Source organism: Catenuloplanes nepalensis (assembly GCF_030811575.1).
Classification (GTDB): Bacteria; Actinomycetota; Actinomycetes; order Mycobacteriales; family Micromonosporaceae; genus Catenuloplanes; species Catenuloplanes nepalensis.
Map to the genome: position 1 here is coordinate 6,319,972 of NZ_JAUSRA010000001.1, position 16,791 is coordinate 6,336,762.

Here is a 16,791-nt window from a genome sequence, read left to right on the forward strand (position 1 = left end):
CCGCACTGGTAAAGATTTCGCGAGGAGGCCCGCTGTGCCCCGTCAAGTCCGGGACGTCGTCTTCGTCGACGGTGTCCGCACTCCGTTCGGCAAGGCGGGTGGCATGTACGCCGACACCCGCGCCGACGACCTCGTGATCCGCTGCATCCGGGAGCTGATGGCCCGCAATCCTCAGCTCCCGCCGGACCGCGTCGAGGAGGTCGCGATCGCGGCCACCACGCAGATCGGCGACCAGGGCCTGACCATCGGGCGCACGGCCGCGCTGCTGGCCGGCCTGCCGAAGAGCACGCCCGGGTTCTCCATCGACCGGATGTGCGCCGGCGCGATGACCGCGGTGACGTCCGTGGCCGGCGGCATCGCCATGGGCGCCTACGACGTGGCGATCGCCGGCGGCGTGGAGCACATGGGCCGGCACCCGATGGGCGAGGGCGTCGACCCGAACCCGCGGATCCTCGCGGAGAAGCTCGTCGACCCGTCTGCCCTGGTGATGGGCTCCACCGCGGAGAACCTGCACGACCGCGCGCCGAAGATCACCAAGGAGCGCTCGGACGCGTTCGCACTCGCGTCGCAGGAGAAGACCGCGAAGGCGTACGCGGACGGCAAGCTGCAGCCCGACCTGGTCACCATGGCCGTGCGCGACCCGGCGACCGGCTGGGGCCTCGCCAGCACCGACGAGGCGCCGCGCGAGACCAGCCTGGAGAAGCTGGCCACGCTGAAGACCCCGTTCCGCCCGCACGGCAAGGTCACCGCCGGCAACGCGGCGGGCCTCAACGACGGCGCCACCGCCGGCCTGATCGCGGCCGAGGACGTCGCCCGTGAGCTGGGCCTGCCGGTCGCGATGCGGCTGGTCTCCTACGCCTACGTCGGGGTCGAGCCCGAGGTGATGGGCGTCGGCCCGATCCCGGCGACGGAGAAGGCGCTGCGCAAGGCCGGCCTGGACATCGAGGACATCGGCCTGTTCGAGCTGAACGAGGCGTTCGCCGTGCAGGTGCTGGCGTTCCTCGACCACTTCGGCATCGCGGACGACGATCCGCGCGTCAACCCGTGGGGCGGCGCGATCTCGGTCGGCCACCCGCTGGCCTCCTCCGGCGTTCGGCTGATGACCCAGCTGGCCCGCCAGTTCGCCGAGAACCCGCAGGTGCGGTACGGCATCACCGCCATGTGCATCGGCATCGGCATGGGCGGCTCGGTCATCTGGGAGAACCCCGCCTGGGAGGGTGACAAGTAAATGACGGACATCTCCTTTCCCACCGAGGTCGTGACGAAGTCGCTGCTGCGGCTGATCCGGGTGCCGGGCGTGGACCGGCAGGTCGCGCTGATCACGCTGGACAACGGCTTCGACCACAAGAAGCCCAACACGTTCGGCCCGGGCGGCCTGGCGTCGCTGTCGGAGGCGATCGATGCGGCGCTCGCGGCGGAGCCGGCGTTCATCGCCATCACCGGCAAGCCGTACGTCTTCTGCGTCGGTGCGGACCTCACCGGCGTGCCGCTCCTGGAGAACCACGCGCAGGCGCTCGAGCTGGGCCGGCTCGGCCACCGCGTGTTCGCGCGGCTCAGGGACAGCACGATCCCGACGTTCGCGTTCATCAACGGTGCGGCGATGGGCGGTGGCCTGGAGCTGGCGCTGCACTGCCACTACCGGACGCTCTCGTCCGGCGCGGCCGCGCTCGCGCTGCCCGAGGTCTCGCTCGGCCTGGTCCCGGGGTGGGGCGGCACGCAACTGCTGCCGAACCTGATCGGCCCGGCGAACGCGGCCACGGTGATCATCCAGAATCCGCTGACGCAGAACCGCATGCTCAAGCCGAAGCAGGCCGCCGAGATGGGCATCGCGGACCTGCTGCTGGAGCCGGCCGACTTCCTGGAACGATCGCTGGCCTGGGCCGCCGGCGTGGTCGGCGGCTCGATCACGGTCGAGCGTCCCGAGGTCGACCGTGACTCGTGGGACGGCGTGCTCTACTTCGCGAAGGCGATGCTGGACAAGCGCCTGCACGGCGCGGTCCCGTCCGCGAACCGCGCGCTGGAGCTGATCGGCGTGGCGAAGGGTGCCTCGTTCGCGGAGGGCACCGCGCTGGAGGACCAGGCGCTCGCCGACCTGATCTTCAGCGACGAGCTGCGCAGCGGCCTCTACGCCTTCGACCTGGTGCAGCGCCGCGCGAAGAAGCCGGTCGGTGCGCCGTCGCCGGTGCACGCGAAGGACGTCACCAAGGTGGGCGTGGTCGGCGCCGGCCTGATGGCGTCCCAGCTGGCGCTGCTGTTCGCACGCCGGCTGCAGGTGCCGGTCGTGATGACCGACCTCGACTCCGATCGCGTCGAAAAGGGCGTCGCCTACGTCCACGCCGAGATCGACAAGGCGGTCGGCAAGGGCCGGATGGACGCCGGCACCGCGGCCAAGGTGCGCGCGCTGGTCACCGGCTCGGTCGACCGGTCGGTCTTCGCGGACGCCGACTTCGTCATCGAGGCGGTCTTCGAGGAGCTGTCCGTCAAGAAGCAGGTCTGGGCAGAGCTGGAGAAGATCGTCTCCCCGGACGCGGTGCTGGCGACGAACACGTCCTCGCTGTCCGTCACCGAGATGGCCGCCGACCTGGAGCACCCGGAGCGTGTGGTCGGCTTCCACTTCTTCAACCCGGTCGCGGTGCTGCCACTGCTGGAGATCATCCGGGGCGAGCAGACCTCGGACGCGGCGCTCGCCACCGCGTTCGCGGTCGGCAAGCAGCTGCGGAAGAGCTGCGTGCTGGTCAAGGACGCGCCCGCGTTCGTCGCCAACCGGGTGCTGGTCCGCTTCCTGTCGGAGATCCAGTCGGCGATCGACGCGGGCACGCCGCTCGCGGTCGCGGACTCCGCGATCGACCCGCTCGGCCTGCCGATGCGGCCGCTGGCGCTCCTGCAGCTGGTCGGGCCCGCCATCGCCTACCACGTGACGGAGACGCTGCACGCGGCGTTCCCGGACCGGTTCCCGCTCAGCGCGAACCTGAAGGCGCTGGCCGACGCCCGGCTTCCACTGCTGGTGGACGACGAGATCAACCCGGAGGTCACCGCGCTGCTGACCGTGGGTGACGCGCCGCTCTCCGCCGACCAGGTGCGCCAGAAGGTCCTCGACGGCCTCGCTCAGGAGATCCGCACGCTGCTCGACGACGGTGTGGTCGCGGAGGCGCAGGACGTCGACCTGTGCATGATCCTCGGCGCGGGCTGGCCGTTCCACCTCGGCGGCATCACTCCGTACCTGGACCGGACCGGCACGTCCGAATCGGTCACCGGCCGGCGGTTCCTGCCGAAGGGCACGGCCTCGCTCGCCTGACGCACGGTTTCCCGGCCGCCCGTTTCCACGCCGTCGGCGAGGAGGCGGGCGGTCGTCGTCCGGCCGCCCGCGCAAGCCTCCACGATGGAACAGCGGGTGACTTCTTCCGGCTTCGTCAAGAGCGACACGCCGAACGACGTGGAGGTACTCGGTCAGGAAACTTTCGCGGTTCAGGATGTCTGCGACATAATCACGGATCTTGTCGCCGACGAATGGAGCCATACCGGTGACCCTCTCCCAGCTTCTCCGCATCCGCTGGGCCGTTCGCGCAACCCTGTTGCTGGGTGTCGCCGCCTCGGTGGTCGCCAACGTTCTGCATGCCGTCGACAATCCGATCAGCCAGACCATCGCCGCCTGGCCTCCCTTCGCTCTGCTGCTCACGGTCGAACTCATCTCTCGCGTCCCCGTCCATCGGAAGTCGCTCGCGTTCATCCGGATGCTCGCGACGACGGCCATCGCGGGCATCGCGGCCTGGATCTCCTACTGGCACATGGCCGGCGTGGCCGCCAAGTACGGCGAGACCGGCGCCAGCGCCTACCTGCTACCGATCTCGGTGGACGGCCTGATCGTGGTCGCCTCCATCTGCCTCATCGAGCTGGGCGGCCGCATCTCCGAGGCGCAGGCCGCCAAGCGCGCCGCTGCCGAGACCGCCGCTGCCGGAACCGCTGCTGCCACCGCTGCTGCCGGAACCGCTGCCGAGACCGCCTGGGCCGGCGCCGCGCCTGCCGGTGACGCGGCACCCGGGCAGCCCGTGCCGGGTGAGCTCGCACCGGCCCGGTCCGTCGGCGCCGGGACGCGGCCCGGCCCGGCCGCCGCCCCGATCGCCGCGGGCCACCGGCCGGGCAGCCCGCGGCCCGTGGCACGGACCCCGCACCCGGACTCCGGCGAGGAATGGTTCGGCGATCAGGACCGGCTCACCGACGACGACGTGCCGGGCATCGCGGCCCTGGTGCCGCGCCCGCTCACCGCCGCCGCCGGGACGCCCGCCGACGCCTATGCGCGGTTCGCCGACGTGGTCGACGGCCCGGCGCCGGAGCAGGGCTATGCCACCGACGAATACCGCCTGGTGGATGCGGATGACCGGCGGCGCACCGCCGACCGCCTCGCCGCCGGCGGCGCGATGGCCGTGGCCGCCGGCGCGCGCCGCGACCGCGACCCGATGACCACGACGGGCTCCCAGCCGATGCTCGCCTCCGACGTGGCCGCCGCGGTCGAGGCCGCGCTCAACGGCCGCCCGGTGGCCCGGGGCGTGCGCGGCGGTGCCAGCCCGCGCAGCCGCGCCAGCATCTCCGCGGCCAGTGGGTCGCTCTCCGGCCGGGCGGCCGTTCCGGAGGACGGTCAGCTCGACGCCGAGCCCTCCGCCGCGCCGGACGATGCCCGCCAGGACGAACCGGCATCGAACGGTCAGCCGCCCCGCCTGCCCGCACCGGGCGTGCCGGCGCCGCGCGCCGGTGTCGCCGCGACGCGCGGCCCGGTCCGCACGTCGGCCGCCAGCTCGGCCACCCGGCAGACGACCACGGGCCGAATCACCACCCGCACCGGTCCCGGCGGCATCACCGGCAGCGTTGCGGACACCGGCCGGGACGGCGCCGACACCGGCCGGAACGGCGCCGACACCGGCCGGAACGATGCCGACACCGGCCGGAACGGTGCCGACACCGGGCGGGCCGGTGCCGACACCGGGCGGGCCGGCCGGGACGCGGCCGGCACGGCGCCGAACGGCACCGGCGCGCCCCGGCCCCGCCGGTCCGCCGCCGAGACCGCCGCGCTGGCCGCGGACATAGAGGCCCGCAACCCCGGCATCTCCGAGGCCGCCGTGGCCGATGAACTCGGCATCACCACGCGCCGCCTCCGCGAGGTCCGGCGCGCGACCGACACACTGCCCGCCTGACCACCCACGCCGGTCGAGACACCCCACACCGGCCGGTCGAGCAGCCACCGCGCGAGCGGCCGTCTCCACACGGACGGCCGCTACCGCACGAGCAGCCGTCGCGCGAGCAGCCGTCTCCACACGGACGGCCGCTACCGCACGAGCAGCCGTCGCGCGAGCAGCCGTCTCCGCACGGACGGCCATCTCCGCACGAGCGGCCGTTCTCGAGCGTCCGGTGGAGCGGACCGCGCCTGCCCGCTCACCGGTGCGCGGGGGCGGTCCGGGCGGAACCGGCACCCGGTGGGCCGATCGCGGCGGCACGGCCGCCGGACCGCGCTGGTCCCCTCCGGGCCCGCCGGGGCCGGCCTCACGGCGTGAGTGCGCCGCACGACGGAGAACAGCGGCGGGGATGCCGCCTCCATCCGTGCCGGCGCAGCGTCGCCGCCACCTGGTCAGCCACATCACACGGTCGCTCCAGCACCTCCGCGTCGGCATAGCGCAACACCCTTCCCTGTAACGTCTCATCGATCTCGCGGGCCGGCACCGCGCCGGGCGGCAGCAGCTCTCGCAGGCTTTCGACCACCCGGATCGTGGCCTGATCGGCGTCGTCCTCCTCAGGCTCCGGATCGGCGTCGCCGAGGTGGACGCTCGTGCCGAAAGCCGGGTAGAGCACCGTGCCGCGGCTCACCTCCTCCGGCGGCCGTGCCTCGCGCAGCGCCCGCGAGCCGCACGGCCACCGCTCGCCCTCCGGAAGCCCGTGCGCACGCTCCACGTCGCGCAGGTAGCGCAGCTCGAGCAGCGAACGGCAGCCGGTCTCGACGTCGCGCAGCGCGGCCATCAGCTCGGCCCGCCACCGCACGCGCAGGCGCGACTGCAGCGCGAGCGACAGCCTCTCCGGCGAGGTCGCCGCCCGGCCGCACGCGACCGCGACCCAGCCGAGCGCCTCGTCCAGGTCGGCCGCGACCTCCCACAGGTCGAGGACCGTCTCCTCGGCCCGGGTCTGCGGCGGTGACCGGTTGGGGTGGCGGATCCAGGCCGCCCGCCGGGAACGGTGGATCACCACGCCGGGCATCCACTGGGGGTGCCGCCCCGCCGGAACCGTGACGTGGATCGGGCCGATGCCGCCCGCGGTCAGGCCGAGGATCTCGGCCGCCGAGTGGTGGCTGAGCATGGCACCGCTGCCGGCCGCCAGCACCGCGGCCCAGAACTCCGCCAACCGGCCGAGCCGGCCGGGCGAGGTCGCGTAGACCCCGTTGGCGAGCCGTTGCCACCGCCCGCTGGTCAGCCGCTTCTCGATCGCCGACCGGGTGTAGCCCCCGGCCAGCGCCTGCCAGCGCGCGACCACGCCGCGCTGCCGCTTGACCAATCCATCGAACACACCTAATACGCTGCCGCCCACGACCGGCGTGTCACCAGCCCTGTGGATAACCCCCGGACAACGTGACCGATCGAACACCCAAGGGCCGGAGAACGGCGACACGTCCGCGAGCGACGCGGCGGAGAATGACCGGCTACGAGACGCGGCGGAGTGTGGCTGGCTGCGAGACGCGGCAGTGCGGAAGGGGCGGCGGGAGCGCGTGGGTTTTCGGTGACCACCCACGGCACTGACAGGAAGGCCGGCCATCGGCCGACCGGTGCCCAATGCCACTTAGCTAAAGTTGATCATGGGCTCCGACCTGGGCTTTCACAAAGCACCCAACCAAGTCTGCGCCTTACCCGCCGAACCGGGCAGGAAGGCATCTGCGCTGGCCAGAGGCTCGCGGCCCGACCGGGTCCACTTCGAGATCAAAATAAGCTAAGTGGCATTGGGCTGGTGCCCGTGGGAGCAGGCGGACCGCAACCACGCCGGAAGCGGGTAAGCCGCTTCTAGATCTTGCCGCCTTCGGCGCGTCAACGCCCCGGCGTGACCAGACCCGCCAGCGTGACCAGACCCGCCAGCGTGGCCGGACCCACCGGCCGGACCGGACCCACCGGCCGAACCCGCGAGGTTCGCTACACCGCGCCGGGCAGCGTCACCGTCACCTCGAGGCCGCCGCCGTGCTGTGCCACCGCGCCCACTGTGGCCCCGTGCGCCTCGCACACCGCGCTCACGATCGAGAGGCCCAGCCCGGAGCCGCGGGCCCCGGTCCGCTCGCGGCCGCCGCGGCGGAACGGCTCGAAGAGGCCGGGTACGTCCGCCTGGTCGACCTCGAAGCCGGTGTTGCCCACCACCAGCCGCACCACGCCGGCCGCCGGGACCTCGGTGCGGATCCACAGCCGGCCGTGCAGATGGTTGTAGCGGACCGCGTTCTCGATCAGATTGCCGGCCAGTCGCTCCAGCAGCCCCGGATCGCCCACCACCACGGCCGGCCGCAGATCCGTGGTGACGTCCAGCTTCAGCCGGGCCATCTCGTTCTTCTGCGCGGACAGCGCCGCATGTACACCGTCGGTTAGGTCGACCGGCACCTTCCGGGCCAGCCGCCGCCCCGCCTGCGCCTCGCTGCGGGCCAGGATGAGCAGCGCGTCGACCAGCCCGTTCGCGCGTTCGGAGGCGTCGCGGACCACCATCGCCATCCGCCGGTACTCCTGGATGTCCGCCTCGTCGTCGCTCAGCGTGACGTCGATCTCGGTCCGCATCACCGCGAGCGGCGTCCGCAGTTCGTGCGACGCGTTCGCCACGAAGCGCTTCTGCGACTCGAAGGACTCGGTGAGCCGGTCCAGCATCGCGTCGAACGTCCCGGCCAGCTCCGCCACCTCGTCGTTCGCGCCGGAGTAGCGAATCCGCTGGTCCAGCGTCTCGCCGCCGAGCCGCTGAGCCGTCGCGGTGACCTGGTGCAGCGGGCGCAGCGCACGCCCGGCGACCACGTAGGCGCCGGCGATTCCGGCGATGCCGATCGCGATCAGCGCGAGCAGGCCCTTGGCCATCAGCTCGGTGCGCGCGCTCGCCACCATCCGGTCCTGCCAGACCTCCACCGGGAGGCGGCTGCCGTCGGCGAGCGCCACCTCGGTGCCGGGCAGCAGCGAGTCGGCCGGGTGCAGCACGTTGTCGATCAGCATCCAGGCCAGGACCAGCATGATGGCGCCGGCGCCGATGAGCAGGATGCCGTTCAGCACGGTCAGCCGGAGCCGCAGCGTGGGCCGCATCAGAGCCCTCATGACACGCCGTCCGGAGAAGAGATGCGGTAGCCGGCGCCGACCACGGTCTCGATCAGCGGCGGGTCGCCGAGCTTGCGGCGCAGGGTGTTCATGGTGACCCGGACGGTGGTGGTGAACGGGTCGGTGTTCTCGTCCCAGACGCGGTTCAGCAGCTCCTCGGCGGAGACCACGGCGCCGCGTGCCTTGAGCAGCTCCTCCAGCACACCGAACTCCTTGTTCGTCAGCTGCAGCAGCCCACCGGCCCGGGTGACGACCCGGCGGGCCTGGTCGAGCACCAGGTCGGCCGCGCTGAGCAACGGCGGCGCGGGCGGCGTGGCGCGGCGGCCGAGCGCCTGCACGCGCGCGACCAGCTCGTCGAACGCGAACGGCTTGGGCAGGTAGTCGTCCGCGCCGAGCTGCAGGCCCTCGACCCGGTCCGCGACCGTGACGCTGGCGGTGAGCATCAGTACCCGGGTGAGCGCGCCGGACGCGGCCAGGTCGGCGCAGATCTGGTCGCCGTGCACGCCGGGCAGGTCCCGGTCGAGGACGACCACGTCGTACCGTGTGACGAACGCCATCTCGTGCCCGGCGGTGCCGTCGTAGGCGACGTCCACGGCCATGCCCTTGCGGCGCAGGCCGCGCGCGATGGCGTCGGCCAGGTTCCGCTCATCCTCGACGACCAGAACCCGCATGACCCCGCCAATCCTGTTCGAGACGCACCGGCACGAGCCAATCAGGCCCCGTGTTAAACCGCCGTGAGGAAACTAGCGGACCGGCAGGTCCCACATGCCGACGGAGCCGTCCAGCGACCGGCAGACGAGCACGTCACGCTCGGCGAAGCAGTCCGGTCCGACGCCGTCGATCCGGCCCAGCACGCGCAGCGACAGCGCATCGAGATCGATCTCGGCGACCAGCGCGGTGCCGGCCACCGCGTCGAAGTGCGCGGCGACGATGCGCTGCTCGCTCATGTCCGGCCCCCAGCGCAGCCGCCGCCAGGACCCGAAATCCTTGATCGTTCTGCCGGTACGGCCGTCGAGCGCGACGATCGGCCCGCTGTCGATGAACGTGCTGCCGCCCTCCCGCTGGATCTGTCCCTCGGCGAGCAGCAGCGACCCGCTCTCGGTGTACCACCCGTACGCCGGGCTCTCCCACAGCTGCTCCCCGGTCGCCGGGTCGAGCCCGAGCGTGCGGTCCTGCATCTCGGTTCCGACGCAGAGCACCTGCTCGCCGCATCCGACCTGGCCGATCCCGCCGAGCACCTCGCGCTGCCACAGTCGCCGCAGGTCCGGCCGGGAGTACGCGACCACGTCGGTGAGCCCGGTGCCGGGGATCCCGGTCAGCACCACGCCGTTCGTGACCGAGACCGCGGACGACTCCGGCGTGCGCGCCTCGGCCAGCCGGCGGTTGGCGCGCAGGTCCCACAGCTCGATCCGCTCGTCCGGGAGCCCCACCATCAGCTGCCCTTCCGGGTCTCCCACGTAGACCGTGAACGCCCCGGCCGGGAAGTCCCGCCGCCACAGCTGCTCGCCGGTGGACGTGCGCAGCGCGATCCAGGCGAGCTGGTCACCGCCGCTGCCCTCGGAGGTGAACACCACGGTGTCCGCGTCCATCAGCACGGGCCAGCCGACCTGGGCGGTCCAGCGCGGCTCGGCCGTCGCCGCGTCCAGCGCGACCGTCATCTGCTGGAACTCCGTGCTGCTCACGTGCAGCAGCAGCGTGTCGCCGGCCGGGGTGATGCCGTTGAGCGGCCCGTCGAGCATCAGCGGCCGCTGCCACAGCAGCTCGCCGCCGGGCGCGGTGTAGGCCGAGATCGTCCGTTCCATCGGCCCGTACGCCTGGGTCTCCGGCCCGACCAGATAGATCCGCTCGCCGGCCAGGTAGAACGAGTCGGTCGGCCCCATCGGCAGCCGCACCTCCGGCAGCGCGTCCCGCACCGGGCGGGCCGACGCGCCGAGCAGCGCACCGGCCAGCACCAGGCACAGCCCGGCCGCGATCAGTCGGCGGGTACGGGGCGTGGAGGGGCGGGACGACGCCGGCTCCGGTTCCGGGTCGGAGACCACACCGAGATCGATGATGACCATCAGACAGTCTTAGACCGTCAGGCCGGCGATATCCAGTGCATCAGCGCCCGCGCCGCCTCCAGCACCAGCTCCCGGTCGTGGGTCAGCGCGTACTCGAAGCGGCGTTCCGCCTCGGTCATCCCACCGGCGCCGAGGTCACGGGCGGTCAGCGCGGCCGCGAAGTAGGGGCCGACCACTATCACGTTCCACTCGCCGCGCAGCGGGTCGTCCTCGCTGAGTCGGGCGCCGCGCACACCGGGTGCGGGCCGCTCGTCCAGCCCGACGCCGAGCACCGCCACGAACGCGGCCGTGGTGGCCGCGTCCGCGAAGCGCTGCGCCACGGACGGCGTGAAGAACCGGGCCTCCTGGAAACAGGCGAGCAGCACCGGCGGCTCACCCTCGTCGCGCGCCTTGGACTCCAGGAACCGGCTGATCGGCGCCAGCCGCGCCTTGGTCGTGCGCAGCACCGGCCTGGCATCCGAGACGATCTCGAAGGGCGACCGCGGGGGTACGGACACCGGCGGCACCCCGTCCGCCGGCAGCAGCGGTACGCTCGTCCCGCAGGTCACGGACGGCACCGGCAGCGGCGCCGGCGGCCCGAAGAGCAGGCCCTGCCCGAGCGTGGCCCCCATGGTCCGGGCCAGCTCAAGATGTTCCTCGGTCTCGATGCCCTCGGCGAGGATCACCGCGCCGGTGCGTTCCGCGTACGCTATGGCCGCGTTGACCACGTGCGCGACCAGCGTGCGGTGTGGGTCGTGCAGCAGTCCCATGTCCAGCTTGACCACGTCCGGCCGGACCAGCGGCATCAGCGCCAGCGACGCCGGGTCGCTGCCGACGTCGTCGAACGCCACGCCCCACCCGACGGCCCGGCAGGCCGCGGCCGTGCTGAGCAGCGCGGACGGGTCACCGGCGATGGCCCGCTCGGTGATCTCGGTGACCACCCGCAGCTTCCGCTGCGCCGCGACCGTGGCCGGGAACAGGTCGTCCGGGCAGGGCGTGCGCAGCGCCATCGGCTCGATGTTCACGAAGAGCGTCATGGAGTCGTCGAGCCCGGCCGCGAGCGCCGCCTCGTACGCCCGGACCCGGCAGATCCAGTCCAGCTCGGCCGCGCGGCCGATCTCGCGCGCGGCCTCGAACAGCGCGATCGGCGCCTGCCAGGGCGTGCCGGCCGGGCCGCGGCTGAGCGCCTCGTAGCCGACCGGCTCGCGGCGCTCCAGGTCGACCAGCGGCTGGAAGAGCGTGGTGACCGCGCGCGCGTCGATGATCTCGCCGACGGTCCGCGCGGCGCGCTGCGAGCCGGTGACGGTCACGGCCGCACCCCCCGCAGCTGCCAGGTCCTGATCTCCTGCGGTCCGGTGCGACAGGCGATCGTCGTCAGCGCGGACTGGCAGTCGAGTATCTGGGGCGCGAGACTGCCCAGCTCCTTCGGGGTGCCGGACGCGTCCAGCGCGGCCAGCCAGGCCCGCCCGTCGTCCTCCCGGGTGAGCAGCGCGGGCGCCGCGGACCGGTCGGCGGCCGGGCCGAGATTGGGCAGCACCAGCTCCCATCCGGTCAGCGGCGTGCTCGCGCCGTCCGCGGCGGTGATGACGCGCAGGTCGACGGTGGAGGACTGCGGGTCGATCAGCGTGTGGCCGCCGATGCGCAGCAGGGTCGCGGCGGGAATCTCGTACGCCACCGCGCCGGTCGCCGGATCGAGCACCCGGATCGTGGACATGTCGGTCACGCAGGGCACGTCCTCGCAGCCGAAGCCGAGCGCCATGTTGCCGGGCAGCTGGATGCGCCACGCCTGCTCCAGCGTGTCCGGCCGGAACGCGTACGTATGGCCGCCGCCGCGCCGCCCCTGCTGCACGATGATCAGCCGCTCGGACACCAGCAGCTCGTCGATGGCGAAGCCGCCGTCGAGCGCCACGGACCGGCGGACCGCACCGGTCCGCGCGTCCAGCACCTGCACGCCGGCCGGCTCCGCGACCACGACCTCGGCGGTGCCGGGCAGCATGCTGCGGCGCGCGCTCCCGCCGAACGTCTCGCTCCAGAGGTCGCGGCCGTCCGTCAGGTCGACCGCGCGCAGGGCGGTGGACGTCGGCGCGACGTTGATGAGGTTGCCGTTCAGGTCCTCCACCACGGTGGCCCCGGGCGGCACGTCGCCGTGGAAGAGGGGCGTGGTGACCAGGCCGGTGCGCCCGTCGGCCAGCGGCACCACCTGCTCCGGCCGGGTCCATCGCTGCGTGCCGGTGAGCGCGTCGACGCCGAGCGTCTCGGGCTGCCCGGAGCGGTTGACGCCGGTGACCAGCAGCATGTCGCCGGCTTCCTGGAACACCACGTCGCCGGTGAACCTGGACTTCGCCTGCCAGAGCCGCTGACCGTTCAGCGTGAAGGCGGACACGACCCGGTCACGGCCGCCGGACAGCGTGTAGAGCCGCCGGTCGGTGAGCGTGTAGTCGGCGCCGGCCGGCACCGGCACGGCACCGGTGAGGCTCAGCCGACGACTCAGCGGCACGGACGCCGCCACCGTCACCAGGAGACACAGAGTGATCACGACAGCAACCCAGCGTGATCCACGCATCCAGTCCCGCGGCGCCGGTGGCTCGTGCACCGGTTCTTCCCGCAGGTCCAGCTCGATCACGCGGGCGCACCCCCGCGCGGACCACGCTCAGTCAAGCGCCCACACCCCCAAGATTCCACCCCCCTGCCGGCAGGCGAGCACGCCACCACCGGCCCGGCAGCCGCCCGAGGCCGCGGGAATCGCGCCCAGGACCCGCACCGACCGCCGATCGGAGGCCACCGTGGCGACGAGCGTAACGCCGCGAGCCGCGTCAGGGTGAGCCAACACGACGTCATCCGTCACACTAGTCACCTGCTGCCACGCGCTGAGATCGAGCACCGCACCGCCGGTCATCGGCTCGACGAGCGCCAGCTCCGCGTCCAGCCCGGTCGGCCGCCCGTATGCGACGGTCATGTCACCCCAGCTCATCGCGCGCCGCCAGGACTGGCTGACCCACGCGTTGGAGCCGTCCACCGGGTCGAGCGCGCGCACGCCGATCGTGGTGCCGAGGCAGAGCAGGTCGCCGCACCGGTCCACGCTCTGCAGGCCGCCGACCGTGCGCGACCACCGGTGCGCGAGCGTGCGCCCGTCGTACCCGCTGATCCTGCTGGTGTTGTCGCCCGGGTGCCGCAGGACGACCATGCCGCCGATCAGCCGCGGGTTGTCCGGCGCGTACGCCGCGGGCGGCAGCTCACCGGTGGCGCGCGGCACCGCGTCCGACGCGGCCCGGATCTGTGCCGTGCCGTCGTCGTGCACCAGCAGGAACTCCCCGGCCGGCAGCGGCGCCACGACCGCGCTCGACGGCAGCCGGATCGACCAGCGGCGCGCACCGGACGTGTCGATCCCCTCGATCACGTCGGTCACCCGCCGCCCGGAGCCGGAGGTGCTGCGCACGTCGGAGACGGCCAGCAGCACGTCCGAGCCGGGCACCGGGACGAGCCGGCCCGCGTGCCGCCAGCGCTCCAGGCCGGTCGCGGCCGTCACGACCAGGCTCTCCTGCTGGCGGCCGACGCCGTTGCGCGCGCCGATCACCAGCAGGTCACCGGCCCGGGTCAGCGAATATCCCTCCGCGGCCGGCACGGCCAGCGTCCAGACCACGTCCAGCAGCGGCACCCGGTACGCCGTGACGGTCGACTTCCCCGCCACCATCAGCAGGTCGCCGGAGAGCGCGAAGTCGTCGCCGGCGGCGAGCGGCAACTGCCCGGCTCGCCACCCGGAGTCGTTCATCGGCGCCGACCCGGCGACCGTGAACGCGAGCAGCAGCACGAGCACCACCGCCGCCGCCACGCGCGACGGCGGCCTCGGCTCGCCGGGCGCGCCCTCCCCGTCCGGCTCGCCGGCGGCGGGAACGCCCAGGTCAATGATCGCCTCAGCCGGCACGAGCCGAATGTACCGCCCCGAGATGACATCGCATCGAGACTGTTACATACAGCGAAAGGGCCCCCTTTCGGAGGCCCTCTCTCAGATCAGGATCATCAGTGGGTACGAGCCGGAACCACCCGAGACGCCCACGCCACCACGTCCCGCGCGACGTCCTGGGGCGTGATGCCCAGGTCGGCCAGGATCTGGGCGCGCGTGCCGTACGGGTGCCAGTCGTTCGGCACGCCGACGTCGCGCAGCGGCACGTCCACCTCCGCGTCGCGCAGCGCCTTCGCCACCGCGTCGCCGACGCCGCCGTTGCGCACGCCGTCCTCCAGCGTGACCACGAGGCGGTGCTCGCGGGCCAGCGCGACCAGCTCGATCGGCACCGGCCGCACCCAGCGCGGGTCGACCACGGTCACGCCGTAGCCCTGCTCGGCCGCGCGCGCCGCCACGTCCACGCCCAGGTGCGCGAACGCGCCGACCGCGACGATCAGGACGTCCTTCGAGGAGCCGTGCTCGGCCAGGATGTCCACCCCGCCGGAGACGCCGTCCGCGCCGCCGACCCGGCGCAGTGCGGGGAGGTCGGCCGGGACCGAGCCGGTCGGGAAGCGCAGGATGGTCGGCCCGTCGTCGACCGTGACCGCCTCGCGCAGCTCCTCACGCAGCGTCGCCGCGTCGCGCGGAGCCGCGATCCGCAGGCCGGGGACCACGCCGAAGACCGACATGTCCCAGACGCCGTAGTGGCTGGGGCCGTCCGGTCCGGTGATGCCGGCCCGGTCCAGCACGAACGTGACCGGCAGCCGGTGCATCGCCACGTCCAGCAGCACCTGGTCGAACGCGCGGTTCAGGAACGTGGCGTAGACCGCGACGACCGGGTGCAGCCCGGCCAGCGCGAGGCCGGCCGCGGACGTCGCCGCGTGCTGCTCCGCGATGCCCACGTCGTACACCCGCTCCGGGTATTTCCGGGCCAGCTTCGCGATGCCGGTCGGCTCGGCCATGGCCGCGGTGATGCCCACCACGTCCGGGCGCTCGTCCGCGACCGAGACCAGCTCGTCCGCGAAGACGCCGGTCCACTTGACGGACGAGGACGCGAGCAGCTTGCCACTCTCCGCGTCGAACGCGCCGGGGCTGTGCAGGCAGTCCGCCTCGTCCTCCTCGGCCGGGCGGTAGCCGAACCCCTTCCTGGTGACCGCGTGCACGATGACCGGGCCGTTGAAGCCCTTGGCACGGCGCAGCGCGGTCTCCACCGCGGCCTGGTCGTGGCCGTCGATCGGCCCCACGTACTTCAGGCCGAGATCCTCGAACATCGACTGCGGCGCGACCGCGTCCTTGATGCCGCGCTTGACCGCGTGCAGCACCTCGTACACCGGCTTGCCGACCACGGGGGTGGCGCCGAGCGAGTCCTTGACCAGGTCGAGCACCTTCTCGTAACCCGGGTTGAGCCGCAGCGTGGCGAGGTGGTCGGAGAGGCCGCCGATCGTCGGCGCGTAGGAGCGGCCGTTGTCGTTGACGATGATGACCAGCTTGTTCTCGGTGGCGGCGATGTTGTTCAGCGCCTCCCAGCACATGCCGCCGGTGAGCGCGCCGTCGCCGACCATCGCGACCACGTGCCGGTCCTCGCCGCGCAACGCGTACGCCTTCGCCATGCCGTCCGCGTACGACAGCGCGGTGGAGGCGTGCGAGTTCTCGATCAGGTCGTGCTCGCTCTCCTCCTGCGAGGGGTAGCCGGAGAGGCCACCGCGCTGACGCAGCAGGTCGAAGCCGTCCTGACGCCCGGTCAGGATCTTGTGCACGTACGCCTGGTGGCCGGTGTCGAAGAGGAACCGGTCGCGCGGCGAGTCGAACACGCGGTGCATGCCCAGTGTGAGCTCCACGACGCCGAGGTTCGGCCCCAGGTGGCCGCCGGTGCGGGACACCTTCGCCACCAGGAAGTCACGGATCTCCGCGGCCAGCACCGACATCTCGTCCGCCGTCAGGCGCTTGAGATCCTGCGGCCCGGTGACGGTGCGGAGCAAGCTGCCGTCCGTGACCTGATCCTCTTCAACGCTCATGAGGTGCCAGTCTAGTGGGAGGGTGCTCGCGTCCCGCGATCCGAGACCATCGCGTGATCAATAAGAATCCCGTTCCGCATCACTCGACCGGATGACCAAAACACCACAAAACACTCGAAGCGGTACGATGAGCCGGAGCTTTTATCCAGAAGGTCGGTTTCATGAACGCCGAGTCGCCATCGCAACCTTCACAGAACCTCCCCCTGCCCAGCCGCCGGCCGATCGCGCCGCGCACGTCGCGGGAGATGCGTTCCATGAACGACCAGGACCCCGGCTGGAACCCGCACCCGGCCCCGCGCGACCTTCGCGGCGCGCCCGCGGCCGCACACGTGCTCGGCATGATCGCAATCGGGCTGCTGGCCGTGCTCCTCGCCCCGATCGCGATCCCGGTCATCATCTGGATCCGCCTCCGCGACCGCCGCGACTGACCCACCCCGCCGACCCGCCCCGGTGCGCCCTGCACCCGCGCCCCGCCCCGCAAGCCGTGATCGAGGCGT

12 protein-coding genes are annotated in these 16,791 nt (G+C 72.8%); 4 read left to right on the top strand and 8 right to left on the bottom strand.

From position 1 onward, the window contains the following. Positions 1 to 34: 34 nt before the first annotated feature. The 3 genes from J2S43_RS27080 (at position 35) to J2S43_RS42285 (ending at position 5,186) form a co-directional block, all read left to right on the top strand. Positions 35 to 1,228 carry a thiolase family protein gene (locus J2S43_RS27080; protein ID WP_306833904.1) on the top strand — a complete coding sequence of 398 codons (1,194 nt, stop codon included), beginning with the start codon at positions 35 to 37 and terminating at the stop codon, positions 1,226 to 1,228. Then, the gene (locus tag J2S43_RS27085) at positions 1,229 to 3,295 is read left to right on the top strand and encodes a 3-hydroxyacyl-CoA dehydrogenase NAD-binding domain-containing protein (protein ID WP_306833905.1); all 2,067 of its coding nucleotides are present in this window, start codon (positions 1,229 to 1,231) and stop codon (positions 3,293 to 3,295) included. Positions 3,296 to 3,521: 226 nt separating this feature from the next. Further along, positions 3,522 to 5,186, top strand: coding sequence for a DUF2637 domain-containing protein (locus tag J2S43_RS42285; RefSeq protein ID WP_370881658.1), 1,665 nt, complete (start codon positions 3,522 to 3,524; stop codon positions 5,184 to 5,186). Between the two features lie 346 nt (positions 5,187 to 5,532). Here J2S43_RS42285 and J2S43_RS27095 read toward each other — a convergent pair whose 3' ends face one another. The 8 genes from J2S43_RS27095 to dxs all read right to left on the bottom strand — a co-directional run bounded on the left by J2S43_RS27095 (position 5,533) and on the right by dxs (position 16,294). Continuing rightward, positions 5,533 to 6,543 (bottom strand): hypothetical protein, encoded by a 1,011-nt coding sequence (locus J2S43_RS27095; RefSeq protein WP_306833907.1) that lies wholly within the window; start codon positions 6,541 to 6,543, stop codon positions 5,533 to 5,535. Between the two features lie 614 nt (positions 6,544 to 7,157). Then, on the bottom strand, positions 7,158 to 8,300 hold the full coding sequence (locus J2S43_RS27100) for a sensor histidine kinase (RefSeq protein ID WP_306833909.1): 1,143 nt from the start codon (positions 8,298 to 8,300) through the stop codon (positions 7,158 to 7,160). After that, on the bottom strand, positions 8,297 to 8,971 hold the full coding sequence (locus J2S43_RS27105) for a response regulator transcription factor (protein WP_306833911.1): 675 nt from the start codon (positions 8,969 to 8,971) through the stop codon (positions 8,297 to 8,299). The genes J2S43_RS27100 and J2S43_RS27105 overlap by 4 nt, the downstream gene beginning before the upstream one ends. Before the next feature lie 72 nt (positions 8,972 to 9,043). Beyond that, positions 9,044 to 10,360 carry an outer membrane protein assembly factor BamB family protein gene (locus J2S43_RS27110; protein ID WP_306833912.1) on the bottom strand — a complete coding sequence of 439 codons (1,317 nt, stop codon included), beginning with the start codon at positions 10,358 to 10,360 and terminating at the stop codon, positions 9,044 to 9,046. A 17-nt stretch (positions 10,361 to 10,377) separates the two neighbouring features. After that, positions 10,378 to 11,649 (bottom strand): sensor domain-containing phosphodiesterase, encoded by a 1,272-nt coding sequence (locus tag J2S43_RS27115; protein WP_306833914.1) that lies wholly within the window; start codon positions 11,647 to 11,649, stop codon positions 10,378 to 10,380. Then, positions 11,646 to 12,962, bottom strand: a complete 1,317-nt coding sequence (locus J2S43_RS27120; RefSeq protein ID WP_306833916.1) for an outer membrane protein assembly factor BamB family protein — start codon at positions 12,960 to 12,962, stop codon at positions 11,646 to 11,648. The genes J2S43_RS27115 and J2S43_RS27120 overlap by 4 nt, the downstream gene beginning before the upstream one ends. Positions 12,963 to 12,989: 27 nt before the next feature. Next, the gene (locus tag J2S43_RS27125) at positions 12,990 to 14,261 is read right to left on the bottom strand and encodes a hypothetical protein (protein WP_306833918.1); all 1,272 of its coding nucleotides are present in this window, start codon (positions 14,259 to 14,261) and stop codon (positions 12,990 to 12,992) included. Positions 14,262 to 14,356: 95 nt separating this feature from the next. Next, entirely contained in the window at positions 14,357 to 16,294 is a 1,938-nt protein-coding gene (dxs, locus tag J2S43_RS27130) for a 1-deoxy-D-xylulose-5-phosphate synthase (protein WP_306833919.1), read from the bottom strand. Positions 16,295 to 16,548: 254 nt separating this feature from the next. Between dxs and J2S43_RS27135 the strand changes: the two genes are divergently transcribed. Continuing rightward, positions 16,549 to 16,722: a hypothetical protein gene (locus tag J2S43_RS27135; protein ID WP_306833920.1), complete on the top strand. Its 174-nt coding sequence runs from the start codon at positions 16,549 to 16,551 to the stop codon at positions 16,720 to 16,722. Positions 16,723 to 16,791 lie beyond the last annotated feature (69 nt).

Bases quoted from the DNA above. Each gene is read 5' to 3' on its own strand.
- J2S43_RS27085 (WP_306833905.1), top strand. From the start codon at position 1,229: ATGACGGACATCTCCTTTCCCACCGAGGTCGTGACGAAGTCGCTGCTG.
- J2S43_RS27100 (WP_306833909.1), bottom strand. From the start codon at position 8,300: ATGAGGGCTCTGATGCGGCCCACGCTGCGGCTCCGGCTGACCGTGCTG.
- J2S43_RS27105 (WP_306833911.1), bottom strand. From the start codon at position 8,971: ATGCGGGTTCTGGTCGTCGAGGATGAGCGGAACCTGGCCGACGCCATC.
- J2S43_RS27110 (WP_306833912.1), bottom strand. From the start codon at position 10,360: ATGGTCATCATCGATCTCGGTGTGGTCTCCGACCCGGAACCGGAGCCG.
- dxs (WP_306833919.1), bottom strand. From the start codon at position 16,294: ATGAGCGTTGAAGAGGATCAGGTCACGGACGGCAGCTTGCTCCGCACC.
- J2S43_RS27135 (WP_306833920.1), top strand. From the start codon at position 16,549: ATGAACGACCAGGACCCCGGCTGGAACCCGCACCCGGCCCCGCGCGAC.